A 25,181-nucleotide genomic window follows, 5' to 3' on the forward strand; every position below is an offset into this window, starting at 1 on the left:
ATCCTCGTTCTGTTCAGCGCAATAGAAGGTCAGCTTGGGAAATCATCGGCACCGTGCCGGGACGGCAGTACCGGCTGGTACGCCCTCCCTAGTACGAAAGGGCCCGGTCGACGGCAAAGAGCACCTTGTCCAGGTCGGGCAGGTACTCCTCCTCCAGCTTCGACGGCGGGTAGGGAGTATCGAAGCCGGTCACCCGCTGCACCGGCGCGGCCAGCGAGTGGAAGGCCTCTTCGGAGATCCGGGCGGCCACCTCGGACGCCAGCGAACCCTCCCGCGGCGCCTCGGTGATCACCACTGCCCTGCCGGTGTGCCTTACCGACTCCAACACCGGGTCGAGGTCGAGCGGCGAGAGCGTCCGCAGATCGAGCACCTCGGCCGAGATCCCCTCTGCGGCAGCGGCATCGGCGGCGGCCAGCGCCACCGGCATGGTGGCGCCGTAGCCGATCAACGTCACCTGGTCGCCGGGACGGCGGACCACGGTGCTGAAGGTGGTGTCCGGCTTGTTCGCGGTGTCGACCTTGCTCTTTTCCCAGTAGCGGCGCTTGGGTTCGAAGAAGATCACCGGGTCGTTGCTGGCGATGGCCTGCTGGATCATCCAGTAGGCGTCGTGGGCGTTGGAGCAGGCCACCACCTTGATCCCGGCGATGTGGCAGAAGAATGCCTCGGGCGATTCGGCGTGGTGCTCGACGGCGCCGATGCCGCCGCCGTAGGGAATGCGGACGGTGAGCGGCATCGACCAGGCGCCCTGCGAGCGGTAGGTGATCTTGGCGACCTGCGAGATGATCTGGTCGAACCCGGGGAAGACGAAGCCGTCGAACTGGATCTCACACACCGGGCGATAGCCGCGCATGGCCAAACCCACTGCGGCACCGATGATTCCGGACTCCGCCAGCGGGGTGTCCATCACCCGGTGCTCGCCGAAGTCCTTCTGCAGCCCGTCGGTGATGCGGAACACCCCGCCGAGCTTTCCGACGTCCTCGCCCATCACCAGCACCTTGGGATCGGCCTCCATCGCGGCCCGCAGACCGTTGTTCAGCGACTTCGCCAGGGTGAGGTTCTGGAGCGTCTCGGCTGCGCCCTCCGCGGTCTGCTGCTGGGCCGGCTGCGCCTGGGTCTCGGTCATCTCACTGCCCCGCTTCCGAGTCGAATCCGGCCAGGTACTCGTCGAACTCCTGCTGCTGCCGCTGCACCTGCGGATTCGGGTCGGTGTAGACGTTCGCGAAGATCCGCTCGTGCGTCGGCACCGGCATGGCCACCGCGAAGGTGCGGAAGCGATCGGCGAGTTGATCGGCCTCGGCCTGAACGAAATCGAAGAACTCCTTGTCCGCCAAGCCTTCTCGTGCCAGATATGCCCGCACCCGCTCGATCGGGTCGAGCAGTTTCCAGTGCTCGGTCTCGTCGGCCAACCGGTAGCGCGTCGGATCGTCCGAGGTGGTGTGCGCGTCCATCCGGTAGGTGAACGCCTCGATCATCACCGGGCCGTTGCCACTGCGGCACTCGTCCAGCGCCCACCTGGTGACGGCAAGGCAGGCCAGCACGTCGTTGCCGTCCACCCTGAACCCCGGCATGCCGTAGCCGGCGGCCCGCTTGTACAGCGGCACCCTTGTCATCTTCTCGATCGGCTCGGAGATCGCCCACTGGTTGTTCTGGCAGTAGAAGACGACGGGCGCGTCGAAGGCGGCGGCAAACACCATGCCCTCGTGGATGTCGCCCTGCGCGGTGCCGCCGTCGCCGAAGTAGACGATGGTGGCCTCGTCGGTGTCGGGATCGCCGCTGCCGACCTTGCCGTCGAAGGCCTGCCCCATGGCGTAGCCGGCACCGTTGAGCGCCTGATTGCCGATGACGATGGTGTAGTCGTGGAAACGCGCGGCGACCGGGTCCCATCCGGAGTGGTCGGTGCCGCGGAAAATGCCGAGCAGCTCGGTCGGGTCGACTCCGCGGCACCAGGCCACCCCGTGCTCGCGGTACGACGGGAAGGCGAAGTCCTGCGGCCGGAGCGCGCGGCCCGACCCGATCTGCGCCGCTTCCTGGCCGAGCAGCGGCACCCAGATCGACAGCTGCCCCTGGCGCTGCAACGCGTTGCCTTCGCGGTCGAACCTGCGGACCAGCACCAGGTCTCGGTACAGGCCCTTCAGCAGGTCCGCCGTCACCTCGAGCGGAAAATCCGGGTGCGGGGTGAAGACGCCCTCCGGAGACAACAGCTGGATCAGGTCGGGGCTGTTCGAGGTGGCCCGTAGTCCCCTCGCCATGTGCTCGTCGGCCGGATTGCGATCGGCCGCCGCCTGCGCGCCGACATCGACGCCATCAGCCCCGTCGGCGCCGGGCGCGGCGTCCGGCGGCCGCGGGCCGACCGTGGGTGCCGTCTCTGCTGGGGCCTGTCCGACCGGTGGATCCGCAGCCATGCTGATCTCCTCGTAGTTGTCCCGCGTTCAACCGGGATCGCCGCTGAACACGTGACAGCGGGCTCCTCGGCGACGCTCGGGCGACGCAAACGACGGGGGCCGCCGTCGACTTTGACGGATGGGTGGGCCGGGATGACCAGCCCCGTCTCACATCCTGACACAGCGGCAGCGGCGCTCCGTCCGCCGCTGCGTCCGACTGTCGGACGCCGAAGCATCGAGGCGCGGTGGACCAGCGGCTGAACCGGAGAGGTCGTTAGCCTGCCTCCCGATTTTGCCGCTAAATATAACGCGCGTACTGTTTGATTCGACCCCGCCGACGGGACCGAACTCCGTCGTCGGCGGCCACCGGACCACCCGCGTATCGGCTCAGCGCCGCGCCACCGCCCGCCGCGGCGTTGGGCGGTGACCGGGCCAGGAAAGGACTCACCAGATGGCAGTACCAACACCTCCAGTGCCCGCATCAGATCCAGCGCCGGCACCAGATCCAGCGCCGGCATCAGCTCCAGCGCCGGCACCAGCTTCGGCATCGGCACCAGCCGCTGCCGGCGGGCCGACCGGCGCCGCGGCGCAGCCAGCCGACGACGGGCAGCGGGCGCACTGGGATCCCGCGCAGTACGGCCGGTTCGCCGATCACCGCTCCCGACCGTTCTTCGACCTGGTCGACCGGATCAGGGTGGCGGCGCCGAGCCGGGTGGTGGATCTTGGCTGCGGCAGCGGTGAGCTGACCGCGACGCTGGCCCAGCGCTGGCCGGACGCGACGGTGACCGGCATCGATTCGTCCGCCGAGATGCTGGAGCAGGCCGCCGGGTACGCGGGGCCGCGGTTGCGCTTCCAGCTCGGCGATCTCGTCGACTACCGCCCCGAGCCCGGCACCGATGTGGTGGTGTCGAACGCCGCCTACCAGTGGGTGCCCGGCCACGATCGCATCCTGGCCGAGATCGCCGACGCCATCCCGGCCGGCGGCGCCCTTGCGGTGCAGGTGCCAGGCAACTTCAGCGCACCGTCGCACCGCATCATCGGCGAGCTGGTCGCCGAGCCGCGCTGGCAGCAGGCCACCGGCGGGCTGCGGCTGCGGCAGGATCCTGTGCTGGAACCCGAGGGATACGTGCGGCTGCTGGCCGGCGCCGGGCTGTCGCCAGACGTCTGGGAGACCAGCTACCAGCAGGTGCTGGCCGGCCCCGATGCGGTGTTGGAATGGGTCAAGGGCACGGCGCTGCGGCCGGTACTGGAAGCGCTGCGCGGCAACGAGTCCGGCAGCGGCGAGCCCGGTGCGCAGCAGGCCGAGTTCCTTGCCGAGCTGGCCCCGCGGCTGCGTGCCGCCTACCCGGAGCGGGACTTCGGCACCGTCTTCGCCTTCCGCCGCATCTTCCTCGTCGGCCACCGCGACTGACCGGAGCCGGCCCAGCCCGGCCTGCGGGTCTGGTTGTTGGGTCGACGGGCATCGACGGCGCAGGCCGGCCGGCGGCGCGGCCCGCCGAGGATAGGATTTCGCCACCGGACATCAGGAGGCCGCCGTGGAGTTGGACCATCGCTTTGAACTGCCCGTTGGCATCGATCGGGCCTGGCCGATGCTGCTCGACATCGCCACCGTCGGGCCGTGCTTTCCCGGCGCCGAGTTGGAGAAGGTCTCCGGTGACGAGTTCTCCGGCTCGGTGAAGCTTAAGGCCGGCCCGGTGCGGTTGAGCTACCGCGGCCAGGCGAAGATCATCGAGCGCAACGACCGCACCCACACCGCCACCATTCAGGCCACCGGCCAGGATTCGCCGGCCACCACCGCCGCGATGCTGGTGACGGCCACCGCCGCCGAGGTGGCGCCCGGCCGCACCCTCGTCGACCTGCGGACCACGCTGGCGCTCACCGGGCGGCCCGCCGACTTCACCCGCCCGCTGATGATCTCCGTCGGCAACGACCTGGTGAGCCGGTTTGCCGACTGTGTGTCGACCAAGCTGGTCGGCCGGGCCAGCGGCGGGGCGCAGCTGATCGATGTGGAGAACCCTGACGAGGTCGCCGCCGACCGCGAGGAGGCGCTGGCCCACCCCGGCGGCGGCACCGGGCCGAATCGCGGCACCGGTTACCGGCCGATCGCGGAGTTCTCGGTGGACGGCCGGCCGGCGTCCGGGCTGCTCCGCAAGGTGTTGCCGGCGGTGCTGGCGGTTGTCGGCGCGCTGGTGGGCTGGGCGCTGCTGCGCCGGCGTCCGGACGAGCCGGATTCCGGCCGCGGGTCAGCCTCCGACTGACCGCACGGTCGACCGGACACCCGGCCGGCCCAACACGTGCCCTGCGCACCGGGCCGAACCACCGCCACCGGCGGTGAGATTTGTTGCCGCACGGGCGATTTCCACTCCGCCCGTCTTGCGAGGTCTGCCGACCGAGCGTTGCGCCGTTACTCTGGCGACATGACTCGCGTCGGTTCACTTCCGCCTGCACCCCGTTTCGGCTACACCCTGATGACGGAGCAGAGCGGCCCCAAAGAATTGGTCGACTATGCGATTGCCGCCGACCGGATCGGTTTCGACCTTGCCGTCTGCAGCGATCACTACTCGCCGTGGCTCACCAGTCAGGGCCACGCACCGTATGCCTGGGCAACTCTTGGCGCGGTGGCGCACGCCACCGAGCGCATCGAGTTGGCCACCTACGTCACCTGTCCGACGGTCCGTTATCACCCCGCGGTGGTCGCGCAGAAAGCCGCCACCCTGCAGTTGTTGGCCGACGGCCGGTTCACGCTGGGGCTCGGCAGTGGTGAGAACCTGAACGAGCACGTCGTCGGCGCCGGCTGGCCGGCGATCGCCGACCGGCACCGGATGCTGGTCGAGGCCATCGAGGTCATCCGCAGCCTGCTCACCGGCGAGCTGATCGACTACTCCGGCGAGTACTTCCAGGTCGATTCGGCCAGGCTCTGGGACGTGCCCGACGAGCTGGAGCTGGCGGTCGCCGCTGGCGGCGGCCGGGCCATCGAGGCGTTCGCGCCGCTCGCCGATCACCTGGTGGCCACCGAGCCGTCGGCCGAGCTGGTCGACACCTGGAACGCGGCGGCCCCCGACAAGCAGATCGGCAGCGGTGCAAGGGCCATCGGGCAGATCCCGATCTGCTGGAACCCCGACTCGGCCGAACAGGCGAAAGAGCTTGCCTACCAACAGTTCCGCTGGTTCGGCGGCGGCTGGGCGGTGAACGCCGACCTGCCGACGCCCGCGGGTTTTGCCGGCGCCTCGAGGTTCGTCCGGCCGGACGACGTCGCCGACGCCATCCCGTGCGGACCCGACCTTGACGCGATCGTCGAGGCGATCCGGCCGTTCTGGGAGGCGGGTTTCACCGACATCGCGGTCGTCCAGGTCGGCGATCAGTGGCAGCAACGGTTTCTCGACGAGGCCGCCGGGCCCCTGCTGGAGAAGCTGCGCCGGGCCGCGCCGACCGGGTCCGGCACGACGCCGGGGTCAGCGGGATGACGTCGGCAGGCACGTCGGGAGGCCCCGGTCATGGCGTCGGCCCGGTGGACACCGTGCTGCTGGACGTGGACGGCACCCTGGTCGACTCCACCTATCTGCATGCGTTGGCCTGGCAGCGCAGCTTCGGCACCCACGACATCGTGGTGCCGTGGTGGCGGGTGCACCGGGCGGTCGGCATGGGCGGCGACCAACTTGTCGGCCACCTGACCGACGACGCGGTGGAGGCCGATCTCGGCGACCGGCTCCGTGACGAATGGGAGCGCCAGTACCGCCGGCTGGTCGACGAGGTGAACCCCTTTGCCGGCGCCGCCGATGCGGTGAAAGCGTTGCTCGACAAGGGCTTCACGGTGGCGTTGGCCAGTTCGGGGCAGCAGGAGTTCACCGATGCCGCGCTGAAACTGCTGCGGTTGAACAAGTCTGCGTTCGCGGCCGTCACTTCTGCCGATGACAGCGAGTCATCCAAACCCGATCCGGGCATCTTGGCCACCGCGCTGCGGCGTTCCGGCGGCAAGGCCGCGGTGGTGGTCGGCGACAGCGTGTGGGACGCGGAAGCCGCGGCCGCCATGGACGCACCGTGCATCGGTGTGCGCACCGGCGGATTCTCGGCTGCCGAACTCCGCGACGCCGGCTGCGTCGAGGTGATCGACAGCATCGACGAGCTGCCCGCCGTGCTGCAGCGCTGGCAAGCTGTCGATTGACCGGGCCGGCGCGCTCCCGTCCGTTGCTCGGTCGGCGCCGGCCCCAGCCTCAGGCTTGCAGCAGGTCGGTCAACCGCACCGCGTTCTTGGCCGCGTACCCGCGCTGGTCGTTGTTGAAGTAGCCGACCACCCGATGCCCGGCAGACGCCCACTCCCGCAAGCGATCCGCCCACCAGCGCAGGTCGTCGTCGCAATAGCAGCCGCTGTACAGCCGACGCGTGCTCGGCCCGTGCCACCGCAGGTACACCAACGGCGCGGTGGCTCGTAGCTCGCACGGCAGGTCGGCGCCACTCATCACCACGTAGCTGGCTCCGCGCCGTTCCAGCAGCCGATACACGTCGTCGCACTGCCACGACGCATTGCGGAACTCCACCGCGACGTCGATCCACGGCGCCACCGCGTTGATCGAGCGCAGGAACGCATCCAGCCGGGTGACGCTGTCGTGCTCGCGGACCAGTCCGGGTGGCAACTGCACCAGCAGCGGGCCGCGCCGCTCGCCCAACTCGTGCAGCCCCTTGGCCATCCGCTCGATCCAACCGTCCGGATCGGCCAGCTTCTTGGCGTGGGTGAGCGCCCGCGGCGCCTTCACCGCCATCCGGAACCCCACCGGCAGCTTCTCCCGCCAGCCGGCGAACGTGCGGTCGCTGGGCCAGCGGTAGTGGCTGGCGTTCAGCTCGACCGTCGGCAGTCGCTCCGCGTAATAGGCCAACCGCTTGGCCTTGGCCAACTTCGGCGGGTAGAACGGGCCGGACCAGCTCTCGTAGGTCCAGCCCGACGTGCCCACCGCTACGGCCAGCTCTGCCATGACGGCTCCACCCTACGGTCGGCTCACGCCGCCGGCAGGCCGGGCGCTCTGTTGGCAGGCCGGGCGCCCAGCCGGAGGGTCGCGCGCTCAGCCGTCAGCCGTCAGCGAAACTGCCAGATCGGCGTCGGCCCTGCGGTGCCGCCCGACCGGCCAGCCGTTAGCGTCAGCGTCATGGGATCGCCGCTGGCACACCGTCATCGCTACCGGCAGCCGACCGCGGCAACGCCGGCCGCGGCGCGAGCAGCTACGCAACCGCCGCCAACGCTGTCACCGCCGCCAACGCAGTCACCGCAGCCAGCGCCGTCAACCGAGTCACCACAGTCAACCCAGCCACCACAGTCGATCCAGTCACCGCGCAGCGGCGGTACTCGACGCCGTCCCGCGGCTGCGGTGGAGCCGTTGTGGCGCAACGTCTCCGGGCAGGTGTTGCGCCGGCGCCGGCGCGCCATGCGGCGCACCCTGCAGCGCGTCGCCGACACCGCCGGCATCTCGCCGCAGTACCTCTCCGAGGTGGAGCGCGGCCGCAAGGAACCGTCGTCGGAGATGCTGGCGTCGATCTGCGGCGCACTCGACTGGACCCTCGGTGAGCTGCTGGCCGCCGGCCAGCGGCAGCTGACAGTCGGCCAGGCCGCCGAGTTCACGGTGATCCGGCTCGGTCAGCCGCTAGCCAGCGGGCCGTGGCGCCCGGCGCACCCGAACAGCGCGCGCAGCAACCGCGGCGGTATCACGCTGCTGGCCGCCTGACGCTGTCCCGGCACCCCACCGCCGCCCGGGCCACCCAGCGGCAACCGGGAGGCTCGAGCCGACGTGGTTCAGCCGGCGGCGGGATCCGCGCGTTCGCCGGCCTTTCGGGACTCGACGATCTGGTCGGCCAGGCCGTACTCGACGGCCTGATCGGCGGTGAACACCTTGTCCCGCGCGGTATCCGCGAGAATCTGCCCAGCGGCCCTGCCGGTGTGCCGCGCCAGCACCTCGTTCATCTGGGCGCGGGTACGCACCAGCTCGTCGCTCTGCAACAGCAGGTCGGAGATGCTGGCCCGGCCGCCGGAGATCCATGGTTGATGCAGCACCATTCGGGTGTGCGGCAACATGGAACGCCTACCTTTCGCGCCACCGGCCATCAGTACGGCGGCCGCCGACGACGCCTGCCCGATGCAGGTGGTGGCCACCGGCGGGGAGATGAACTGCATGGTGTCGTAGACGGCCATCCCGGCCGACATGGAGCCACCCGGCGAGTTGATGAACAGCTCGATCTGCTGGTCCGGCGAGGAGTACTCCAACAGAATCAGTTGCGCCACAATCACATTGGCGACATCGTCGTCGATCTCGGTGCCGAGGTAGATGACCCGGTCGGACAACAAGCGCGAGTACACGTCGGAGAAGCGCTCGCCGGTGGCGGTGCGCTCGACGATCTGCGGAATGGTGAAGTGCGCCATGGTCAGTACCCCGCCCGACCGCCGCGACCGGGCCGGACGTCGGCCAGCGAGTCCACCACCTGGTCGACGAAACCGTAGTCGCGGGCCTGCTCCGCGGTGAACCAGCGGTCCCGGTCCGAGTCTGCGGCGATCCGCTCCAGCGGCTGGCCGGTGAACTCGGCGTTCAGCTGGAACATCAAATCCCTTGTCCAGCGCAGATTGTCGGCCTGAATCTCCACGTCGATCGCGCTGCCACCGACTCCGGCGGACCCCTCGTGCATCAGGATTCGGCTGTGTGGCAAGGCATACCGCTTACCCTTGGCGCCGGCCGCCAGCAGGAACTGGCCCATGCTGAGCGCCATGCCCATCGCGACGGTCGCGACGTCACACGGCACCGCCCGCATGGTGTCGAAGATGGCAAGGCCCGCCGATATCGAACCACCGGGCGAGTTGATCAGGAAGACGATGTCCCGGCGTGGGTCTTCCTCCGCCAGCAGGATGAGTCTGGCGCAGAGCTGCGCGCTGATGTCGTCGTCGACCTCTTTGGTGAGCTGCACGATGCGCAGGTTCTGCAGCCGGTCGGACAGTTGGTGCACCGGGTCGAGCAGCGCGGTCGCACCGCCGCCCTCCCGGAGCCGAGGCGTTGCATCACGGGTGAACGAATCGAGGGTGAACGAGTCGAGGGTGAACGAGTCGGGGGTGAACATGGCACCACGGTGCCGACCCACCCGGCGATGCGGAAGCGTTTGCTGCTCACAGCAGCGAAACCGGTTGGGCACTGGGTGCTGCCGAGGTGGCGGTACAGGTCCGGCCTTCATCACCCGCTGCACCAGTGACCCGTTCTTCCCGCTGCCGCCCGGAAATCGCCCAATGGTGCAGCATTTGATGAATCCACGGCGCTCGACAAACCCGGGGCGTCAGAAGAACCAGCGCAGTGCGGGGTGACGAATCCGGTTGTGCGGCTCGGTGGCGCCACGCGCCGGCCCTGGCGCACCGCGGCCGTGACGGCGTTCCCGGGGTGCTCGGCCGCCACCGCGGTGACACGATGACGCGGTGAGCGACCACCCGACCCCCGGCGGCCAGCCCAACGACGGCACCAGCACTGCCGACAGCGCAGCGCCGCGCCGACCGTCATCGGACATCGCACCCGCCGGCACCGCGCCGGCCGGGGCCGCACCCACAGGCACCGCACCCACCGGCACCGCACCCGCCGCAACGCCGGCGGCCCCACCGCGCCGTCCGCAGGGCAAGCAACTGTGGCCGGAGCTGGACGCCTACGTTCCCAGCGGCGGCGGGGACAAGCCGGAGAGCACCCTCACCGTGCTGATCGCGTTCGGTGCCAACCTGGTGATCGCGGTGGCCAAGACGGTGGCGGCGCTGATCACCGGATCGGCGTCGCTGGTGGCCGAGGCCGCGCACTCGTGGGCGGACACCGGCAACGAGGTGTTCCTTCTGGTGGCCAACCGCACCAGCCGACGTAAACCGGACAGCACCCATCCGCTCGGCTACGGACGCGAGTCGTACGTCTGGAGCCTGTTCGCCGCGCTCGGCCTGTTCGTCGCCGGTGCCGCGGTGTCCATCTGGCATGGCATCACCGAGCTGATGCACCCGGAACCGGCGAGCGACTTCCTGGTCGGATATCTGGTGCTGGCGCTGAGTTTCGTGTTCGAGGGCATCTCGTTCACCCAGAGCGTCCGGCAGGCAAGGCGCGAGGCGAAGAATCTGCACCGCGACCTCATCGCGCACGTGCTGCGCACCTCCGACCCGACGTTGCGCGCGGTGTTCTTCGAGGACGCCGCCGCGCTGATCGGCATCGTGATCGCCGCCGCGGCGCTGGCGCTGCACCAGATCACCGGCTCGGCTGCGCCCGATGCCATCGGCTCGATCTTGGTCGGGCTGCTGCTCGCGGTGGTGGCCGTCAAGCTGATCAACCTGAACCGGCGGTTCCTGGTCGGCGAGGAGGCCGACCCAAGGGTGCGCGACGCGGTGATCAGGGAACTGCTCTCGATGCCAGAGGTCGACAAGGTCAGCTACCTGCGGCTGGAGATCGTCGGGCCGCGGATGATCAACGTGGTGGGTGACGTCGACCTTGCCGGCGACCAGAGCGAACACCATGTGGCGGAACGGCTTCGGGCCCTCGAGGCCAAGCTGCAAGAGTCACCGGCCGTTGTCGGCGCGGTGCTGAGCCTGTCGACGCCGGACGAGCCCGGCCTGACCGGCTGAGGGGAACCGGCACCGGTGCCCGCTGCCGCACCGCGGCCCCCCCGGGCAAACCACCCCGGTGGCGCAGCCGGTGACTCAGGCGGTGACTCAGCCGGTGACAACGCCCTCCCAGGTGGCGCGGGCACCGGCGTCACCGGCGCGGAACAGCACAACGGTAAGCACCACCGCTGCCGCCACCGCCAGCACCCGCAGCACCCAGTCGGCCGGTACCCGCAGCGACGCACCGACCAGCCGTTCCCGCAGCTCGAAGCGCCACCAGGCCCAAGCCAGCAGCGCCAGCACGGCCAGCACGATCGCCCACGGCAACACCTGCTCGGCCAGTTCCTCGTGCCGGCGTACCGGAGCACTCTCCCCGACCGGGCCGAGGCCCGCGGCCAGCGCCTCGCCCGCGCTGGTGGTCACCGGCACCAGAATCAACCCGATCAACGCCAGGATCGGCGTCACCACCCCGAGCCGGCGCCGGGCTGCCGGCCAGCTCACGTGCAGCACCAGCGCGAGCGCGGCGAGCGGCAGCAGCACAACGGTGGCGTGCACCAGCAGCGGATGAGCGGGCAGACCGTTGATCTCGTCCATGGCAATGTCACGTCGATGGCCATCGATCGGTTCAGCGTCCCGGGTGCCGCACCGAAGCAACGGCACTGAACCATTCGCGCTGAACCAATCGCACTGAACCAACCGCCGCCGCATCTCGTGTCAGCAGCAACCACGACGGCAGCATGCTGTACCGGGCGCGAAAGCGGGGACGGAGGTGAACGTGGGCGACCAGACCCAGCTGCGGCAGCTGCACGACGCGCACGCCGGGGCGCTCTGGGCCTACGTGCTGAGCCTGACGGCTGACCGCGGCGCCGCCGAGGACGTCGTGCAGGAGACACTGCTGCGGGCCTGGCGGCAGGGCATCACCGACTCCGGGCACGAACGGGCGACCTCGGCACGGGCCTGGCTGTTCACGGTGGCCCGGCACCTGGTGATCGACGACGCGCGCAGCGCCCGTCGCCGGCGGGAGGTGCTCACCGACGTGTTGCCGCCGGTGCCCGACGAGAGCGGCGGCAGCCCCGGTCTGCCGCGGGCCAGGCCCGGGGCCGACGGCGGCAGGCACGCCACCGGCAGCGGAGCCGGCGGCAGCATCCACGGCGGAGCAGTCGAGGCGGACAACACCGAGGCGTTGTTCGACCAGTTGGTGGTGACCGACGCGCTGCGGACGCTCAGCCTTGACCACCGGGCGGTGGTGGTCAGGGCGTACTACGGCCGGCAGACGGTCGGGCAAATGGCGGACGAGTTGGACCTACCGCCGGGGACGGTGAAGTCGCGGCTGCACTACGCGCTGCGGGCTTTGCGATTGGCTTTGCAGGAACGGGGAGTGACCAGATGACCGAGCAGCATGCCCGGTTCGCCGATTGGGACGGTGCGTACGTGCTCGGCGCCCTCTCGGCGGAAGACCGGCGCGCTTTCGAGATGCACATGGGTGCCTGCGCGGCCTGCCGCCGAGCGGTGGCCGAGCTGGCCGGGCTGCCCGGCCTGCTGGCCAGGGTCGATCCGCAGGTGGCGCTCGGCCTCGACGACGACACCGTCGCCTTCCATCGAGCCGGACCTGGTGCTGCCTTCGCCGGTGCCGATCACGAAACCGCTGCCGCCGCTGCCGCCGCTGCCGCCGGTGTCCCTGCCGCCGGCGCCGCCGGTGCCGCTACCGCCGGTGCCGCTGCCGCGGCGGGAGGCGGTACGGACGCGGGAACCGGTGCGCATGCCGCCGATCCCGCCGCAGGTCACGGCGAGCGCGCTGCGAGCTCCGGCTCCGCCGGCGTCTCCGACAGTGTCGTCGGCTTGCGGCCGGGCGGGCAGCAGCGGCGCCGAGCTCGTCGGCGCAGCTGGATCGTCGGGGTGGCCGCCGCCGCCTGTGCCGCGGCCATTGCGGTGGCCGTCGTGCAGCCGTGGGACCGGCCGCCGCCGGAACCACCGGCCGTGACGATGACGGCGATCGGCGGCACGCCGCTGACGGCTCAGGTGCGGCTCACCGACAAGGCGTGGGGCACCAGCATCGCGATGACCTGCAGCTACCCCACCGAGGCCGATCAGCAGCCGGGCCGCGACTACGTCTACGCCATGGAGGTGATCGACAGCGCCGGCCGGCGCTCGCAGATCTCCACCTGGCGCGCGGGCCCGGGCGACACCTCACGGCTGACCGGCGCCACCGCCCTCACCCATCAGCAGATTCGTGCGGTGTCCGTCCACAACGTCGACACCGGAACCGAGGTGCTCACCGCCACCCTTCCCGGCTGACCACCAGCGATGCTGACTCATGCCGGTCGGCGGCGCTACCGCCCCTGCGCTGGTCCGCCGCTGGGTGCAGACACACGCCGCCTGTTCCGCGCAACATTCAGCACCACCACCAAACCCGGGCCGAAAACACCCCAGCCCCGACCAAAACCGGCCGGGAATGTCGGTGGTGCTGAAACCGCGGACTCGCACCCACCGCGCCGACCCGGCGCCACCAGATGCAGACACACGCCGCCTGTTCCGCGCAACATTCAGCACCACCACCAAACCCGGGCCGAAAACACCCCACCGCCGGCCAAGACCAGCCGGGAATGTCGGTGGTGCTGAAACCGCGGAGCCGGTCGGCGGGTGACACTGAGACGCCAGCATCCGGCCAGCTACCACCGAGGACTCCGATCGCGCGCCCATGAGCAACGAACCGTCACTCTTAGAACCCGCTGCTGCGCCGGGCCTCGGCGCCCATCCTGGTGCTGCCCCCGGAGCCAGCCCCGACCTGCGCGACGACTGGTTGCGGTCGGAGGGGCTGCCGACCCTGGTGCCGGTGCGGCGCTGGGCCAACGACCTACCCCGCCGGGCGACACCCCTGATGGTCTGGATGTGCGCCTTCGCCGGGGCGACGGTGGCGGCGATCGCCGGCTTGGTCGCCGTCGACGAGTCGCTGCCGGAGTGGGCGTTCACGCTGTACACGGCGGCGGCGTTGGGGGTGGTGCTGGTGGTACCGGTGCTGCTGGCGTACTGGGTGTACCGGCTGCTCCGGCGGGTTCGGTATCCAACGCTGGTCTCCTGGGTGTTCCTGGTCGTGGCCACCGTGCTGACGGCGCTGATCACCCAATCCATTGACGAGCTCAGCCTTTTCGAGGAGCTGGCCTCGGGTGTCATCACGGTGCTTGCGGTCATCGCCGGCATCTGGATCGGGCTCGGTTCGCTGCTCGGCTGGACCTTGAAGTCGGCGCTGACCAACCTGAGCGCCGTCCGGCACATGGCCGCGATGGCGCTGCCGGTGATCCTGCTACTGGTGATCTTCGCGTTCTTCTCCGCGGAGACCTGGCAGGCCACCGATGCGCTGAGCTGGCCACGACTGTTCGCTTTCGGGCTGGTGATCGTGGTGATCGGCACCATGGTTGCGCTGCCGGCGTCATGGCAGGAGGTGGCCGAGGCCCGCAAGGAGGCGACCGAGTCCGGGCAGACCGCGCCGGCCCTACTGCGGCTGCGCTGGTGGCAACAGCTGAACGTGGTGCTGGTCGCGTTGATCTCGCAGTTGTTGCTGACGGCGATCTTCGCCGCCATGCTCACCGCGATCCTGGTGGTGCTCGGCAAGATCGCGATCGCACCGCCGGCCATGCGGGCGTGGCTCGGGCACGAAGCGGTGCCATGGGAGATCGGTGGAGCCACCCTGCCGGTGACGGTGAACCTGCTGAAGGCAGCGGTGTTCCTGGCGATGCTGGCCGGGCTGAGCTTCCTGATCTCGACGGTGAGCGACCGCCAGTACCGCGAGCATTTCTTCGACCCGATCGTCAATCGGATCGTGGCGGCGCTGGCGGTGCGACCCATCGACGACACCGCTCGGGGTGGCCGGCCAGCCGGGTCGGCGGAGCCCGCGCCGGCGGCAACCCCAGCGGCCGCCCCAGCACCCAGCCCGCCGGCTGCCGGTGGAGACCGCGCCGATCTGGAGACTCCCGATCCGGCACCCGACAGCTCTTCCGCTCACGACAGCTCCGCGGCGCGCGACGTCGAGCCGGGTCCGAACCAGCCCGGCTGAGCGCCAGCCGCGGCTCGATTTCCCCTGCGCAGCAACGGTTTGGCACTGCGCAGCAACGGGTTCGCACTGCGCGGCAGCTGTTTGGCTCTGCGCAGCGATCAATCTGCACTGCGCTTAGTCAGTAGGGGCCGGCCGCCCCGGCGCAGCCCTGCTGCCCGGTTGTCCAGGCGCCATCGACACGGCCGTTGAACCTTTTGCCCATGCTGCCTCGTGAAGGTGGCATACCGATCGTCAGCCGGCCGGGCGGGAAAGCGTTGCGCCGGCGGGCGGTTGGGGAGTGCACAGCGCACTGGCCGGTACATCGGGGATTGATGAAAGGAAGCAACCATGCTGAATGTCGGGACGATGAAAACTCTGAAGGCGCGCAAGAGTCTGGTCGCGATCGCGGCGGCGGCCGCATTGACGCTGAGCGCCTGTGGCTCGTCCAGCGACTCCGGGGCGAGCTCGGACGCGACCACTGGAACCGTTGCCACGGCCACCAGTGGTACCACTGCCACCAGCTCGGACGATTCAGCCGCGGGCGGGGCCGGCAGCAGCAGCGCGGACGACTCGGCCACCTCGGAGGCGTCCGACGACAGCTCCAGCGCCGCAAGCTCGGACGACTCCGCCACGGGCGGCGCCGCCGGCAGCAGCGCGGACGACTCGACCAAGTCCGGCGGCGGAGCCGACGGTCTTGAGCTGGAGACCGAGTCGACGGCGTTGGGTGAGATTGTCGTCGACGGAGACGGGAAGACGATCTATGTTTTCGACAAGGACACCAAGGGCGCGTCGACCAGCGCCTGCACCGGCAAATGCCTTGGCCTGTGGCCGCTTGCGCTGACCTCGGGAACCCCGCAGCTGAAAGGCGTCAGCGGCACCGTCGGGACTATCGACACCGCCGACGGCAAGAAGCAGGTGACCCTCGACGGCCTGCCGCTGTACTACTACGTCAAGGACACCAAGCCGGGCGATGTCGCCGGGCAGGGCGTCGGCGGTGTCTGGTGGGTGATCGGCGCCGACGGCGCCAAGGTCACCTCTCCGGCACCAAGCAAGTAGCCGAACGCCCAAGCTCAACTCTCGGCCCGACAAGCTGAGCAGCCCACCGCGGGCCGCCGCGCTCGGCCGGCGCCCATCGGCGCCGGCCGGGCGCGGCAGTCGACCCAGACTCGGTGGCCGGGCGGCTCAGTGCCGGGCGCCGATGTCCCAGCGCTCGGTGTGTCCGTCCGGGTAGACGGCCAGCGCCGAACTCCACATGTTGCTGGTTCCGCAGGCGTGGTTCGGGATGATCCGCAGCATGTCGCCGACCTTCAGTGCGGCGGTACCGTCGCCGACCAAGAACCCGTGCTCCTCGTTGGCCGAGGCAAAGCTGATGCCTGGCAACGGGTTTCCCTCGAGGTCGACCGGCGTTCCCATGCCGAGTTCAGGGATGAAGATGTCGCTGCTCATCGCCTTGCTGCCGGCATCGATGATGGCGCTGCCCGGCCGGTTGACGCTGACCACCCTGGCCAGCACGCTGCTGGCGCACTGGTCGAGTTCGCAGCTGCCCAGCCGCACCTGATTGGCGTCGTAGTAGACGTAGGTGCCGGGGCGGCCCTCGGTGACACCGGGCTCGAACGGCGCCGACCGCATGCTCGGGGTGGCGCCGACCGACACCACGTCGCAGGTGAACCCGGCTTCGCGCACCTGGGTGGCCACCTCGGCCAGATCGTCACCGACCTTGCGGGCGGCCTGCTCCAGCTCGGACCGAACGGTGTGGGTGCCGACGTGCCCCTCGTGGGTCATCACCCCGCGCATCCGCAGACCCGGCAGCTTGTCCAGCTCGGTCACCACGGCGAGCACCTGATCGGGTTCGACGCCGGTGCGACCCTGGCCGGTGTTCACCTCGACCAGGTACGGCACCTCGACCCCGGCCTGCTGCGCGGCCGCGGAGATGGGTGCGGCCACGGCCACCGAGTCGAGAATGATGGTGAGCACCCCGGCGCCGGCGTAGGTGACCACGGTCTCCACCTTGCCAGGGCCGACCGGCAGGTGCGCCCACAACAGGTTCGGCATCCCTTCCTCGGCAAGGAGTTTCACCTCGGCCGGGGTGGAAACGGTAAAGCCGGCGGCACCTGCGGCCAACTGCTTGCGGGCCACCGGCAGGCACTTGGACGTCTTGAAGTGCGGGCGCAGCGCGACCCCGGCGGAGGCGAAGGCGTCGGCCACCGCAGCGACGTTGGCGTCGAGCCGTGCCACGTCGACGAGGAAGGCGGGGCTGGGGATCTGCGACCAGTCCGTCTGGGCCAGCGGCGGCCGGGTGCCCGGTTGCGCAGCGCCGGCGTCGGGGTTCTCGGGTTGCTGAGCGGTGGTCATCAGGCCAGCCCCAACGCCGGACGCGGGTCACCGTTGAGAATCCAGTCGATGGTCTCGTTGGCGAGCGTGGGTGCGCCGTCAGGGACGCCGATGTCGGCGAGCTTGCGGATGCCCGCGATGGCATCGGCCGGATCCCACACCGGAAAGTCGGACCCGAACAGCAGCTTGTCCACCACGTTCCACTCCTGCGCTCTGATCAGCGCCCGGTGCCCGTCGGCCGGGCGGGCCCATGAGGCCGACACGTCGGAGAACACCCTGCGGTTCTTGCGCAGCACCACAACGGTTTCCCGCTGCCACGGATGACCGAGGTGGGCGATGATCTGGGTCAGCCCCGGATGCCGACGCGCCACCTCGTCCACCACGAGCGGATTCGAATAGTCCAGCCGGCCCTCAGGCGACGGCGTGGTCCCCATGTGCCACAACACGATCAGCCCGGCCTCGGTGGCCGCCCGGTAGAACGCGTCGTACTTCTCGTCGCGCGGGTCGAAATGCGCAAGAATCGGATACAACTTGATGCCCCGCAGCCCCAGCTCCACGCCGTACCGCAGCTGCTCGATGGCGTCGTCGTCGCTGGGATCCAGCGCCATGAAGCCGATGCAGTTGGTCTTGGCCTTGGCGACGAAATCGGCGATGAAGTCGCTGGGGGTGTCGATCCCGGCGCGGGTGGCGCGGATGCCGAAGACGAAGCTGAGCTGGACGTCGCCGCCGGCCATCGCCGCGTCGTAACGCTCCGGAGTCACCACCTCGGCGGGTGTGCCATACACCGGCTCCCAGTTCTTGTGCCATTCACAGCCCCAATGCTCGGCGAGCATCGCATGGGTGTGGACGTCGAGAATCACGACAAAGCCTTTCTCCTGCAAGGTTTCTCACGCTACCGGGAGGCAGCGATCAGCGAGGCGGGTAACGGGGAGCCGGGGCCCGCCGACACGTTTCGGCTGGCCCTACCGGCGCCACAATTCTTCGGGAGTCATCGACGTTTCGCCAGCGCCCAGTTGGGTGGTACGCGATCCGGTCCGGCCCGGCCTGCCGGCGCGTTGCCAGGTATTGCGACCGATCTGACCGGTGTGCCCGGTCACCCGCTACTCACACGCGCAGCACCTCGCCCGGTCGCGCCCCGGTATCGGCACCCGCGTCGATCACCAGCTGCCCGCCCACCAGCACCGCCCGGATCCCGGCCGGAAACTGTTGCGGCGCATCGAAACTCGCCACGTCGGTGAGCTGCTCGGGGTCGAACAGCAGCAGGTCGGCGGCCAGCCCGTCGGCGATCCGGCCACGGTCAGTGAGGCCGACCCGCTCGGCGGCAGCGCTGGTGCAGCGCCTGATGGCGTCGGCCCACTGGGCCGGCGACGGCCGTCCGCTTCCAGCAGCAGCACCGGCCCCAGCGCCGGCAGCATCGGTACCGGCACCAGCAGCCCCGGTGCCAGCAGCATCGGCACCAGCGCCAGCAGCACCGGCACCGGCACCGGCACCGGCACCCGCAACGCCGTTGCCGGTGTCGGCCGGCCACCCGGAGCCGGTGAAGTGTGCGAGGTACCGGGGAAAGCAGCCGTAGCTGCGCGGATGCGGATCGCCGGCAGCGCCGGTGGCGCCGTCGGGGGCGATGGCCTGCCCGTCGGAGGCGACGACGGTGGCCGGATGCAGCAGGATCCTGCGCAGATCGTCCTCGCTGCGGCCGAATGCCACCATGGTGACGGCCCCGCCGTAGGCGGCCAGCAACTGCATCGCCTGCTCCGCGGCGCTCACCCCCGCAGCCTCGGCGAGCTCGGCGACGGTGCGGCCGAGAATGCCGGCCAGCTCGGGATTGTCGTCGGGATTGCTGCCGGAGACGGCGTTGATGGTGATGTCTTCCCACACCCAGTACGCCGATTCGGCCCATTCCGCGGCCACCCTGGCGCGCACCTGCGGGTCGGTCAACCGGACGGTGAACTCCTCGGCACCGCCCTGTTGTGCCCAGTCCGGCAACAGTTGCGAAAGCGGCGCATTGCCGGCCAGGTAGGGATAGATGTCGACACCGACGTCAACACCGTCCGCCCTGGCCGCGTCCACCATCGCCAGCGCCCGCACGGCGTCGCCCCAGTTGCGCCGGCCGACGGCGGTGAGATGCGAGATCTGCAGCCGGCAACCGGTGGCGGCGGCCACCGCGATGGCCTCACCGACCGCGTCCAGCACATCGTCGGCGTAGCTGCGGATGTGCCAGGCGAAGAGCTTGCCCCTGGCCGCGACCGCGGCACCGAGCGCCATCAGCTCGTCGGTGTGCACGTAACTCAGCGGGGCATACATCAACCCGGTGGACACCCCGACCGCGCCGGCGTCCATCGCAGCGCCGGCCAGCTCGGCGATCCTGGCGATCTGCCCGGCGTCGGCAGCGGTGTCGTCAAGGCCGACCACCTGCGCGTGCAGCGGAAGGTGCGGAACAAGGGCGGCGATGTTCATCGCAGGCCGCGCCGCCTGCAGTGTGGCCAGGAACTCGTCGAAGCCGCGCCAGCGCACCTGCACCTCGGGATCGAGGTCGAGGTAACCGGCTGCCACCCGCAGTGATTCGTCGTCGGCGGCCGGTGCCGGCCCGTCCGGGTCGGGCAGCGGGGCCAGACCGAGGCCGCAGTTGCCGATCACCTCGGTACCGACGCCCTGCTGAATCTTACTGTCCCCCAACGGGTTCGACAGCAACGTGAGATCCGAGTGGGTGTGGATGTCGATCAGCGCCGGGCAGACGATCAAGCCGTCGGCCGGCAGTGTCGATGCGGCCGTCGCGGCACTGCCGGGCGGCACCGGGTAGACCAACCGGCCATCGCTGATCCCCACGTCCGCGCGGACACCTGGTCCGCCGGAGCCGTCGTACACCGTCCCGCCGGTCACCACCAGATCCACGCCGTCGAGCGAACACGAAAACCACTTTCGCGTCAACGACGCGCGGCGCAGCTCACGTGCCGCGGCGTCGCGGCAGCACCGGTCGATACGGCCGGAGCCATCGCCGGGCAACACCGGTCGATGCGGCCGGCGGCATCGTCCGGAAACACCGTGCGGCGGCATCGGGCGAATCGGGCGGACCCGGTGCCGCACCCGCATCCGGACGCGCTACCATTCCGCTGATCCGAACTAGTTGAAACGAGATTTCGACATCATGTCTGCGTCCGCGGATCCCGACCGGGATCCGACTCCGACCACTTCTGCCGCCGCCTCGGTCACCGCCCCTGCCGCACCGCGGGTGCTCGGGCTCGGCGTCGTCGGCGCCGGTTTCATCGCCGAGTCCCATGCGTTGGCTGCGGCCGCACACCCAGGGGTGCGGTTGGCCAGCGTCTACGACAGAGCCGCCGGGGCCGCCGGCGCCCTCGCCGGACGCTACGGCGCCAGCATCGCCCCGTCGTTGGAGGCGTTGCTGGCCGATCCAGCGGTGGATGTGGTGGTGCTCGGCACCCCCAACGACACCCACCGTGAGCTGGCGCTGCAGACCGCTGCCGCCGGCAAGCATCTGCTGCTGGAGAAGCCGCTGACGCTGACCGCCACCGACGCCGCCGAGGTGGTGCTGGCCTTCCAACAAGCGGAAACCGTGCTGCTGGTCGGGCACACCCACCGGCACTCCGATTACGCCAGGGCGGTGAAGGCGGCGATCGCGCGCGGTGCCATCGGTGAGCCGCGGTCGATGCGGCTGACCATCGCCGGCGGCTGGATCTGGGGCAACTGGGGCGCCTGGGTGCTCGACCCGGTGCGCTCCGGCGGGCACGCCTTCCACAACGGCGTGCACCTGTACGACCTGGCCCGCTGGTGGCTGGACTCGGAGATCGAGTCGGTCTACACGCTGGGCCAGCGGGTGACGGCGGGCGCGCTGCAGATCGACGACGCCTTGACCACCACCTTGACCACCAAGGCCGGATCGGTTGCGGTGTGCGAGATCTCACGCGGCGAACGACCGAAGAACACCTCGATCTTCGAGATCGTGATCCACGGCAGTCGGGGTTCGCTGGTGCGCCGCTGGAACTCCGACGGCACCGTTCTGCTCGCTGACGACGGCTGCGGACCTGTTCCGGCGCCGGGGTTCTCGCCGTTCCTGCGGCAGCTCGACGTGCTGCACGGCGCCGTCACCGGGGGCTGCGAGGTGTTTCCCTCGCCGGCCGACGCGGTGCACGCGATCGCGGTGGCCGAGGCCGCAAGCGCCTCCGCGGACAGCGGCGAGATCGTCCCGGTGGTCGATCCGCCGCCGGCGCCGGCCCACCCGTCCGCCGCCAAGACCCAGGGAGCGGGCCAATGAGCGGCACCGTGCTGCTGGCCGGAACCGGTACCGCCCGGTTCAGGCAGAACCATCAGCGTTACATGTATCTGCCCGCCGTCAAGCACCTGATCGACGAGGGACTGCCCGGCTCGCCCACCGGCGTCAGCGGCGTCTTCGAACCGAGTTCCGATCCCGCCCTGCAGGAGCGAGCCGGTTATCTGGCGCAGACCAGCGGGTCACGGGTCATCGACACCATCGACCTGACCGGGGTGGCCGCCGTCATCGCCTGCCCCGACGCCGACGCGGAGGCGGCCGGCGCCGGCTGGGGAACCGAGCTGCTGCAGGCCGCGGCCGACGCCGGCGTTCCGGTGTTGATGGACAAGCCGACGTTGCTGCCGGCAGACGTGTTGCGGGACTGGGCCAAAAGGTTCCCCACCGGCGTCACCGCGGCGCATCATCCACGCTTCCACCCGGCGATCACCGCCTGCCGCGGCCGCATCGCCACCGGCGGGCTCGGGTTGCTGCACGCCGTGCACGGCGAACTGCTGGTGGGCAGCGGCGACGGCCCGCACCCGCTGGGCGAGCTGCGGAATCTGGCCGTGTACGCGCTGGACGTGGTGCAGGCACTGTGCGGATATCCGTTGCACGGCAAGGGCACAGCACAGATCCAGCCGCCGGGACCGGACGGTACCGGCGAATCCATCACCATTTCGGTGCGGGTCGACCCCGACGTGGTGGTGACGCTGCTGGTCGGCCGCTCCGGTGACGGCGATGCCGACGACCCGTCCGGCATCGACCAGGCGGCCGGCCAGGCCGGCACGTCGCCGGCAGGGGCAAGAGCACGGGCGGCCGCGACCAGGGCGCTGCCCGGCACCGGTGTGCCGCCGGTGCACCGCTACCGCATTCTCGGCAGCCACGGGCAGTTGCTGGCCGACCTCGACTCCCCGGTGATGGACCTGTACACCGACACCCTCAGCCGGGTGCCGTTCGGCCCGTCGTCGCTGGACTGCCTGGTGGACGGCGTCATCCGGCGCACCGCTGCCCAGCCGGACCTGGCGTCGGCGCTGGCCATGGCCGACCTGATCACCGCGTTGGAAACCTCCAACGCCGAGCACCGCGCCGTGCAGTTCTGACAACCTGCAGTTCTGACACCGTGCAGTTCTGAGAACGAGTGCTGTCACCACCAGTGCAGACAACAACAGTGCAGAAACAGTGCTGACACCAACCGGTACCGACCAACGCAGCCAACAGCATTTGACAGCGCGGCCCCGTTGCCGCCCGAGAGAGGATTCGACGTGAAGCTGCTGACCTATACCTATCCGGACGGCCGGGTGGCCCACGGTGAGCTGGTCGACGAGGCCGCCGGCACCATCGAAGAGTGGGGCGACGGTGACCTGCTCGGCACCGTCACCGCAGGTGCCGCTGCCCGCAACGGAGCCGCCGGTAGCTCCGGTGACCAGCAGCGCGCCACCGTTGCGCTGGATCAGGTGCGGGTGCTGGCCCCGCTGCAGCGGCCCGGCAAGATCATCTGCGCCGCCACCAACTATCAGGAGCACATCGTCGAGGGCGGCGGCACTCCGGTGGACAAGCAGCGCACCTCACCGAAGCTGTTCAACAAGTTCGACACCGCGATCGCGGGTACCGGCGAGACGTTCGTCATCCCGGAGATCAGCGCCAGCGCCGACTGGGAGGTGGAGCTGGCGGTGGTGATCGGCGCCGACTGCGATCACGTTCCGGTGGAGCAGGCTCTTGACAAGGTGTTCGGTTACGCCACCGCGAACGACATCTCGCTGCGCAAACTCGACAACATCGGATTCGAGCGGGACACCGAGAACCCGTGGGTCGGCTTTTTCGACTGGCTTGAGGGCAAGTGGGCCAACGGCTCGGCGCCGGTCGGCCCCTACCTGGTGACGGCCGACGAGGTCGGCGACCCGCAGAACCTGCCGATCTCGCTCACCGTCAACGACAAGGTGTGGCAGTCCGGCAACACCAAGGACATGATTTTCAGCTGCGCAGAGCTGGTGGCCTTCGCCTCACGGCTGTGTACGTTGCATGCAGGGGACATAATCCTCACAGGAACACCGTCGGGAGTCGGGGCCACTACGTCGACGTGGCTGGCAGACGGCGACGTGATGGTGGCTGAGGTGGCCGGGCTGGGCAAGCTCGTCACCGAAGTGCAGAAAGCGCGGTAACCCGCGCGCAACGAAGGGATCCGTGCCCGTGGCCAAAGACCAGTCCGCCAGCGCCACCGCTCGCTCCGGCCGCGCCACCGCGCAGACCAAGGATCATGCTCCCGCCGGCGCCAACACCGGCGGGGAGGACGAGGCCGGTGGTTACCGGGCGCAAACCCTGACCCGAGGCCTCACCGTGCTCCGCACCATGGCGGACGTGCGCGAGCCGGTCACCCTGCAAGACCTGCACGATCGCACCGGGATCCCCAAGCCGACGCTGGTGCGGCTGCTGGCCATCCTCACCCAGGAGGGCTGCACGGTCCGGCTGGACGACCGCCCCACCTACAGCCTCGGCCCCACCATCAGCACCATCGCGGCCGGGGTCACCGAAGACCTGCGCCCTGAGACGCTGGCCCGGCCGTACCTGCAGCGCCTGACCACCGCCGTCGGGCACACCGCCAACCTCGGGGTGATCTCCGACAACCAGGTGCTGCACGCCTGCGTCGTGCTGGCCGACCGGCCGATCCGCTACATCGTGCACACCGGCACCAGGGATCTGCCGCACGCCACCGGGCTCGGCAAGGCGCTGCTGGCCAACCTGCCGGCGACGGTGACGGCCAAGGTGCTCGACGCCACCGACATGGTCCCCAAGACCGACAACACCATCACCGACCGCGGCGTGCTGGAGACCGAGCTGACCAAGGTCCGCAAGGACGGCTTCGCCTACGACAACCAGGAGGGCGCCATGGGGCTGTGCTGCTTCGCGGTGCCGGTGCTGGTCGACGGGGTGTGCGTTGCGGCCGTCAGCGTTTCCGGCCCGGCCGGGGAGCTGCCCCGCTCCAAGCACAACCAGATCGTCTCCGAGCTGGCCACTACCGCCGGCCAGATCGCCTCGGACACCCGGCTGGCAAGGGCGTTGCAGGCGATCAACCAAGACTGACCATCCAGCCATTCCACCGATCGGCCGATGCCGCCCGATCGAGCCATGCCATCGAGCCGGTACCACCGGATCGAACCACCGGCCGCGGACCGTCCGCGGCCGGACGTTACGTAGTTTCCGAAAGGATGCAGCTGTCGTGCCTGCGGTCAACCGTTCCGATGTGCCCGCCCCTACCGTCCCGCTCAGCGCCGGTTACTCCGCCGGCGACTTCCTGTTCGTGTCCGGGCAGGTGGCCAGCAACCCCGACGGATCGGTCTTCGTCGGCGACTTCACCGACGAGGTCAACCGCACGCTGGACAACGTCGAGGCGATCCTGAAGGCCGGCGGCGCCGACTTCTCCAAGGTGGTCAAGGTGAACGCCTGGCTCTCCAACTCGATCCTGTTCGCGCCGTTCAACACCGAGTACGCCAAGCGGTTCCCCGACTCGCCGCCGGCCCGCACCACCGTCGTGGTCAACTTCGGCCACCCGGACGTGCGCGTCGAGGTCGACGCCATCGCCTATCTCGGCTGACGCCG

Annotated in this window: 24 protein-coding genes; 15 read left to right on the top strand and 9 right to left on the bottom strand. The window is 70.0% G+C overall.

The annotated features are described in order from the left end of the window. Positions 1–88 precede the first annotated feature (88 nt). On the bottom strand, positions 89–1,123 hold the full coding sequence (locus tag HKD39_RS08405) for an alpha-ketoacid dehydrogenase subunit beta (protein WP_171199374.1): 1,035 nt from the start codon (positions 1,121–1,123) through the stop codon (positions 89–91). Between the two features lies 1 nt (position 1,124). Then, positions 1,125–2,249 carry a thiamine pyrophosphate-dependent enzyme gene (locus tag HKD39_RS08410; RefSeq protein ID WP_171199467.1) on the bottom strand — a complete coding sequence of 375 codons (1,125 nt, stop codon included), beginning with the start codon at positions 2,247–2,249 and terminating at the stop codon, positions 1,125–1,127. A gap of 604 nt (positions 2,250–2,853) precedes the next feature. On the opposite strand from HKD39_RS08410, the gene HKD39_RS08415 reads away from it, so the two are divergent. The 4 genes from HKD39_RS08415 (at position 2,854) to HKD39_RS08430 (ending at position 6,543) form a co-directional block, all read left to right on the top strand. Beyond that, the gene (locus tag HKD39_RS08415; RefSeq protein WP_171199468.1) at positions 2,854–3,792 is read left to right on the top strand and encodes a methyltransferase domain-containing protein; all 939 of its coding nucleotides are present in this window, start codon (positions 2,854–2,856) and stop codon (positions 3,790–3,792) included. Positions 3,793–3,916: 124 nt separating this feature from the next. Further along, a complete protein-coding gene (locus tag HKD39_RS08420) occupies positions 3,917–4,639 on the top strand; it encodes an SRPBCC domain-containing protein (protein WP_171199375.1) in 723 nt (240 codons plus the stop codon). A gap of 159 nt (positions 4,640–4,798) precedes the next feature. Continuing rightward, positions 4,799–5,845, top strand: a complete 1,047-nt coding sequence (locus tag HKD39_RS08425; protein WP_171199376.1) for a TIGR03557 family F420-dependent LLM class oxidoreductase — start codon at positions 4,799–4,801, stop codon at positions 5,843–5,845. Continuing rightward, entirely contained in the window at positions 5,842–6,543 is a 702-nt protein-coding gene (locus HKD39_RS08430) for an HAD family hydrolase (protein ID WP_171199377.1), read from the top strand. Before HKD39_RS08425 ends, HKD39_RS08430 begins: the two co-directional genes overlap by 4 nt. Positions 6,544–6,592: 49 nt before the next feature. On the opposite strand, the gene HKD39_RS08435 is transcribed toward HKD39_RS08430, so the two are convergent. Further along, complete coding sequence (locus HKD39_RS08435; RefSeq protein WP_171199469.1) at positions 6,593–7,339, bottom strand: DUF72 domain-containing protein; 747 nt, start codon at positions 7,337–7,339, stop codon at positions 6,593–6,595. A gap of 399 nt (positions 7,340–7,738) precedes the next feature. Between HKD39_RS08435 and HKD39_RS19465 the strand changes: the two genes are divergently transcribed. Beyond that, positions 7,739–8,092, top strand: coding sequence for a helix-turn-helix domain-containing protein (locus tag HKD39_RS19465; RefSeq protein WP_425488427.1), 354 nt, complete (start codon positions 7,739–7,741; stop codon positions 8,090–8,092). A 68-nt stretch (positions 8,093–8,160) separates the two neighbouring features. Here the strand turns inward: HKD39_RS19465 and HKD39_RS08445 are convergent, their stop codons facing one another. Together HKD39_RS08445 and HKD39_RS08450 are read right to left on the bottom strand one after the other, a co-directional pair. Continuing rightward, a complete protein-coding gene (locus HKD39_RS08445) occupies positions 8,161–8,784 on the bottom strand; it encodes a ClpP family protease (RefSeq protein ID WP_171199379.1) in 624 nt (207 codons plus the stop codon). Positions 8,785–8,786: 2 nt separating this feature from the next. Continuing rightward, positions 8,787–9,470, bottom strand: a complete 684-nt coding sequence (locus tag HKD39_RS08450; RefSeq protein WP_171199380.1) for a ClpP family protease — start codon at positions 9,468–9,470, stop codon at positions 8,787–8,789. A 547-nt stretch (positions 9,471–10,017) separates the two neighbouring features. On the opposite strand from HKD39_RS08450, the gene HKD39_RS08455 reads away from it, so the two are divergent. Continuing rightward, positions 10,018–10,986, top strand: coding sequence for a cation diffusion facilitator family transporter (locus tag HKD39_RS08455; RefSeq protein ID WP_212754290.1), 969 nt, complete (start codon positions 10,018–10,020; stop codon positions 10,984–10,986). An 87-nt stretch (positions 10,987–11,073) separates the two neighbouring features. Here HKD39_RS08455 and HKD39_RS08460 read toward each other — a convergent pair whose 3' ends face one another. Next, a complete protein-coding gene (locus tag HKD39_RS08460; RefSeq protein WP_171199381.1) occupies positions 11,074–11,559 on the bottom strand; it encodes a DUF2231 domain-containing protein in 486 nt (161 codons plus the stop codon). 181 nt (positions 11,560–11,740) lie between these two features. On the opposite strand from HKD39_RS08460, the gene HKD39_RS08465 reads away from it, so the two are divergent. The 4 genes from HKD39_RS08465 to HKD39_RS08480 all read left to right on the top strand — a co-directional run bounded on the left by HKD39_RS08465 (position 11,741) and on the right by HKD39_RS08480 (position 16,051). Beyond that, complete coding sequence (locus HKD39_RS08465; RefSeq protein ID WP_212754235.1) at positions 11,741–12,355, top strand: sigma-70 family RNA polymerase sigma factor; 615 nt, start codon at positions 11,741–11,743, stop codon at positions 12,353–12,355. Beyond that, positions 12,352–13,260, top strand: coding sequence for a zf-HC2 domain-containing protein (locus tag HKD39_RS20020; RefSeq protein WP_212754237.1), 909 nt, complete (start codon positions 12,352–12,354; stop codon positions 13,258–13,260). The genes HKD39_RS08465 and HKD39_RS20020 overlap by 4 nt, the downstream gene beginning before the upstream one ends. 403 nt (positions 13,261–13,663) lie before the next feature. After that, on the top strand, positions 13,664–15,016 hold the full coding sequence (locus tag HKD39_RS08475) for a hypothetical protein (RefSeq protein ID WP_171199383.1): 1,353 nt from the start codon (positions 13,664–13,666) through the stop codon (positions 15,014–15,016). Positions 15,017–15,361: 345 nt separating this feature from the next. After that, positions 15,362–16,051, top strand: coding sequence for a COG4315 family predicted lipoprotein (locus tag HKD39_RS08480; RefSeq protein ID WP_171199384.1), 690 nt, complete (start codon positions 15,362–15,364; stop codon positions 16,049–16,051). Positions 16,052–16,177: 126 nt separating this feature from the next. Here the strand turns inward: HKD39_RS08480 and HKD39_RS08485 are convergent, their stop codons facing one another. From HKD39_RS08485 to HKD39_RS08495, 3 genes are all read right to left on the bottom strand, one after another. Beyond that, positions 16,178–17,347, bottom strand: a complete 1,170-nt coding sequence (locus tag HKD39_RS08485) for an alanine racemase (protein ID WP_171199385.1) — start codon at positions 17,345–17,347, stop codon at positions 16,178–16,180. Beyond that, positions 17,347–18,207: an amidohydrolase family protein gene (locus HKD39_RS08490; protein ID WP_171199386.1), complete on the bottom strand. Its 861-nt coding sequence runs from the start codon at positions 18,205–18,207 to the stop codon at positions 17,347–17,349. The genes HKD39_RS08485 and HKD39_RS08490 overlap by 1 nt, the downstream gene beginning before the upstream one ends. 223 nt (positions 18,208–18,430) lie before the next feature. Then, positions 18,431–20,215 (bottom strand): N-acyl-D-amino-acid deacylase family protein, encoded by a 1,785-nt coding sequence (locus HKD39_RS08495; RefSeq protein WP_171199387.1) that lies wholly within the window; start codon positions 20,213–20,215, stop codon positions 18,431–18,433. A 253-nt stretch (positions 20,216–20,468) separates the two neighbouring features. Between HKD39_RS08495 and HKD39_RS08500 the strand changes: the two genes are divergently transcribed. From HKD39_RS08500 to HKD39_RS20415, 5 genes are all read left to right on the top strand, one after another. After that, entirely contained in the window at positions 20,469–21,593 is a 1,125-nt protein-coding gene (locus tag HKD39_RS08500; protein WP_171199388.1) for a Gfo/Idh/MocA family protein, read from the top strand. After that, entirely contained in the window at positions 21,590–22,687 is a 1,098-nt protein-coding gene (locus tag HKD39_RS08505; protein ID WP_171199389.1) for a Gfo/Idh/MocA family oxidoreductase, read from the top strand. Before HKD39_RS08500 ends, HKD39_RS08505 begins: the two co-directional genes overlap by 4 nt. Before the next feature lie 162 nt (positions 22,688–22,849). Next, positions 22,850–23,746 carry a fumarylacetoacetate hydrolase family protein gene (locus tag HKD39_RS08510; protein WP_171199390.1) on the top strand — a complete coding sequence of 299 codons (897 nt, stop codon included), beginning with the start codon at positions 22,850–22,852 and terminating at the stop codon, positions 23,744–23,746. Positions 23,747–23,774: 28 nt separating this feature from the next. Next, positions 23,775–24,665, top strand: a complete 891-nt coding sequence (locus HKD39_RS08515; protein WP_171199391.1) for an IclR family transcriptional regulator domain-containing protein — start codon at positions 23,775–23,777, stop codon at positions 24,663–24,665. Between the two features lie 136 nt (positions 24,666–24,801). After that, the gene (locus HKD39_RS20415; RefSeq protein WP_171199392.1) at positions 24,802–25,176 is read left to right on the top strand and encodes a Rid family hydrolase; all 375 of its coding nucleotides are present in this window, start codon (positions 24,802–24,804) and stop codon (positions 25,174–25,176) included. Positions 25,177–25,181 lie beyond the last annotated feature (5 nt).

The sequence above is a fragment of the Nakamurella aerolata genome (assembly GCF_013002705.1).
In the GTDB taxonomy this organism is placed as follows: Bacteria; Actinomycetota; Actinomycetes; order Mycobacteriales; family Nakamurellaceae; genus Nakamurella; species Nakamurella aerolata.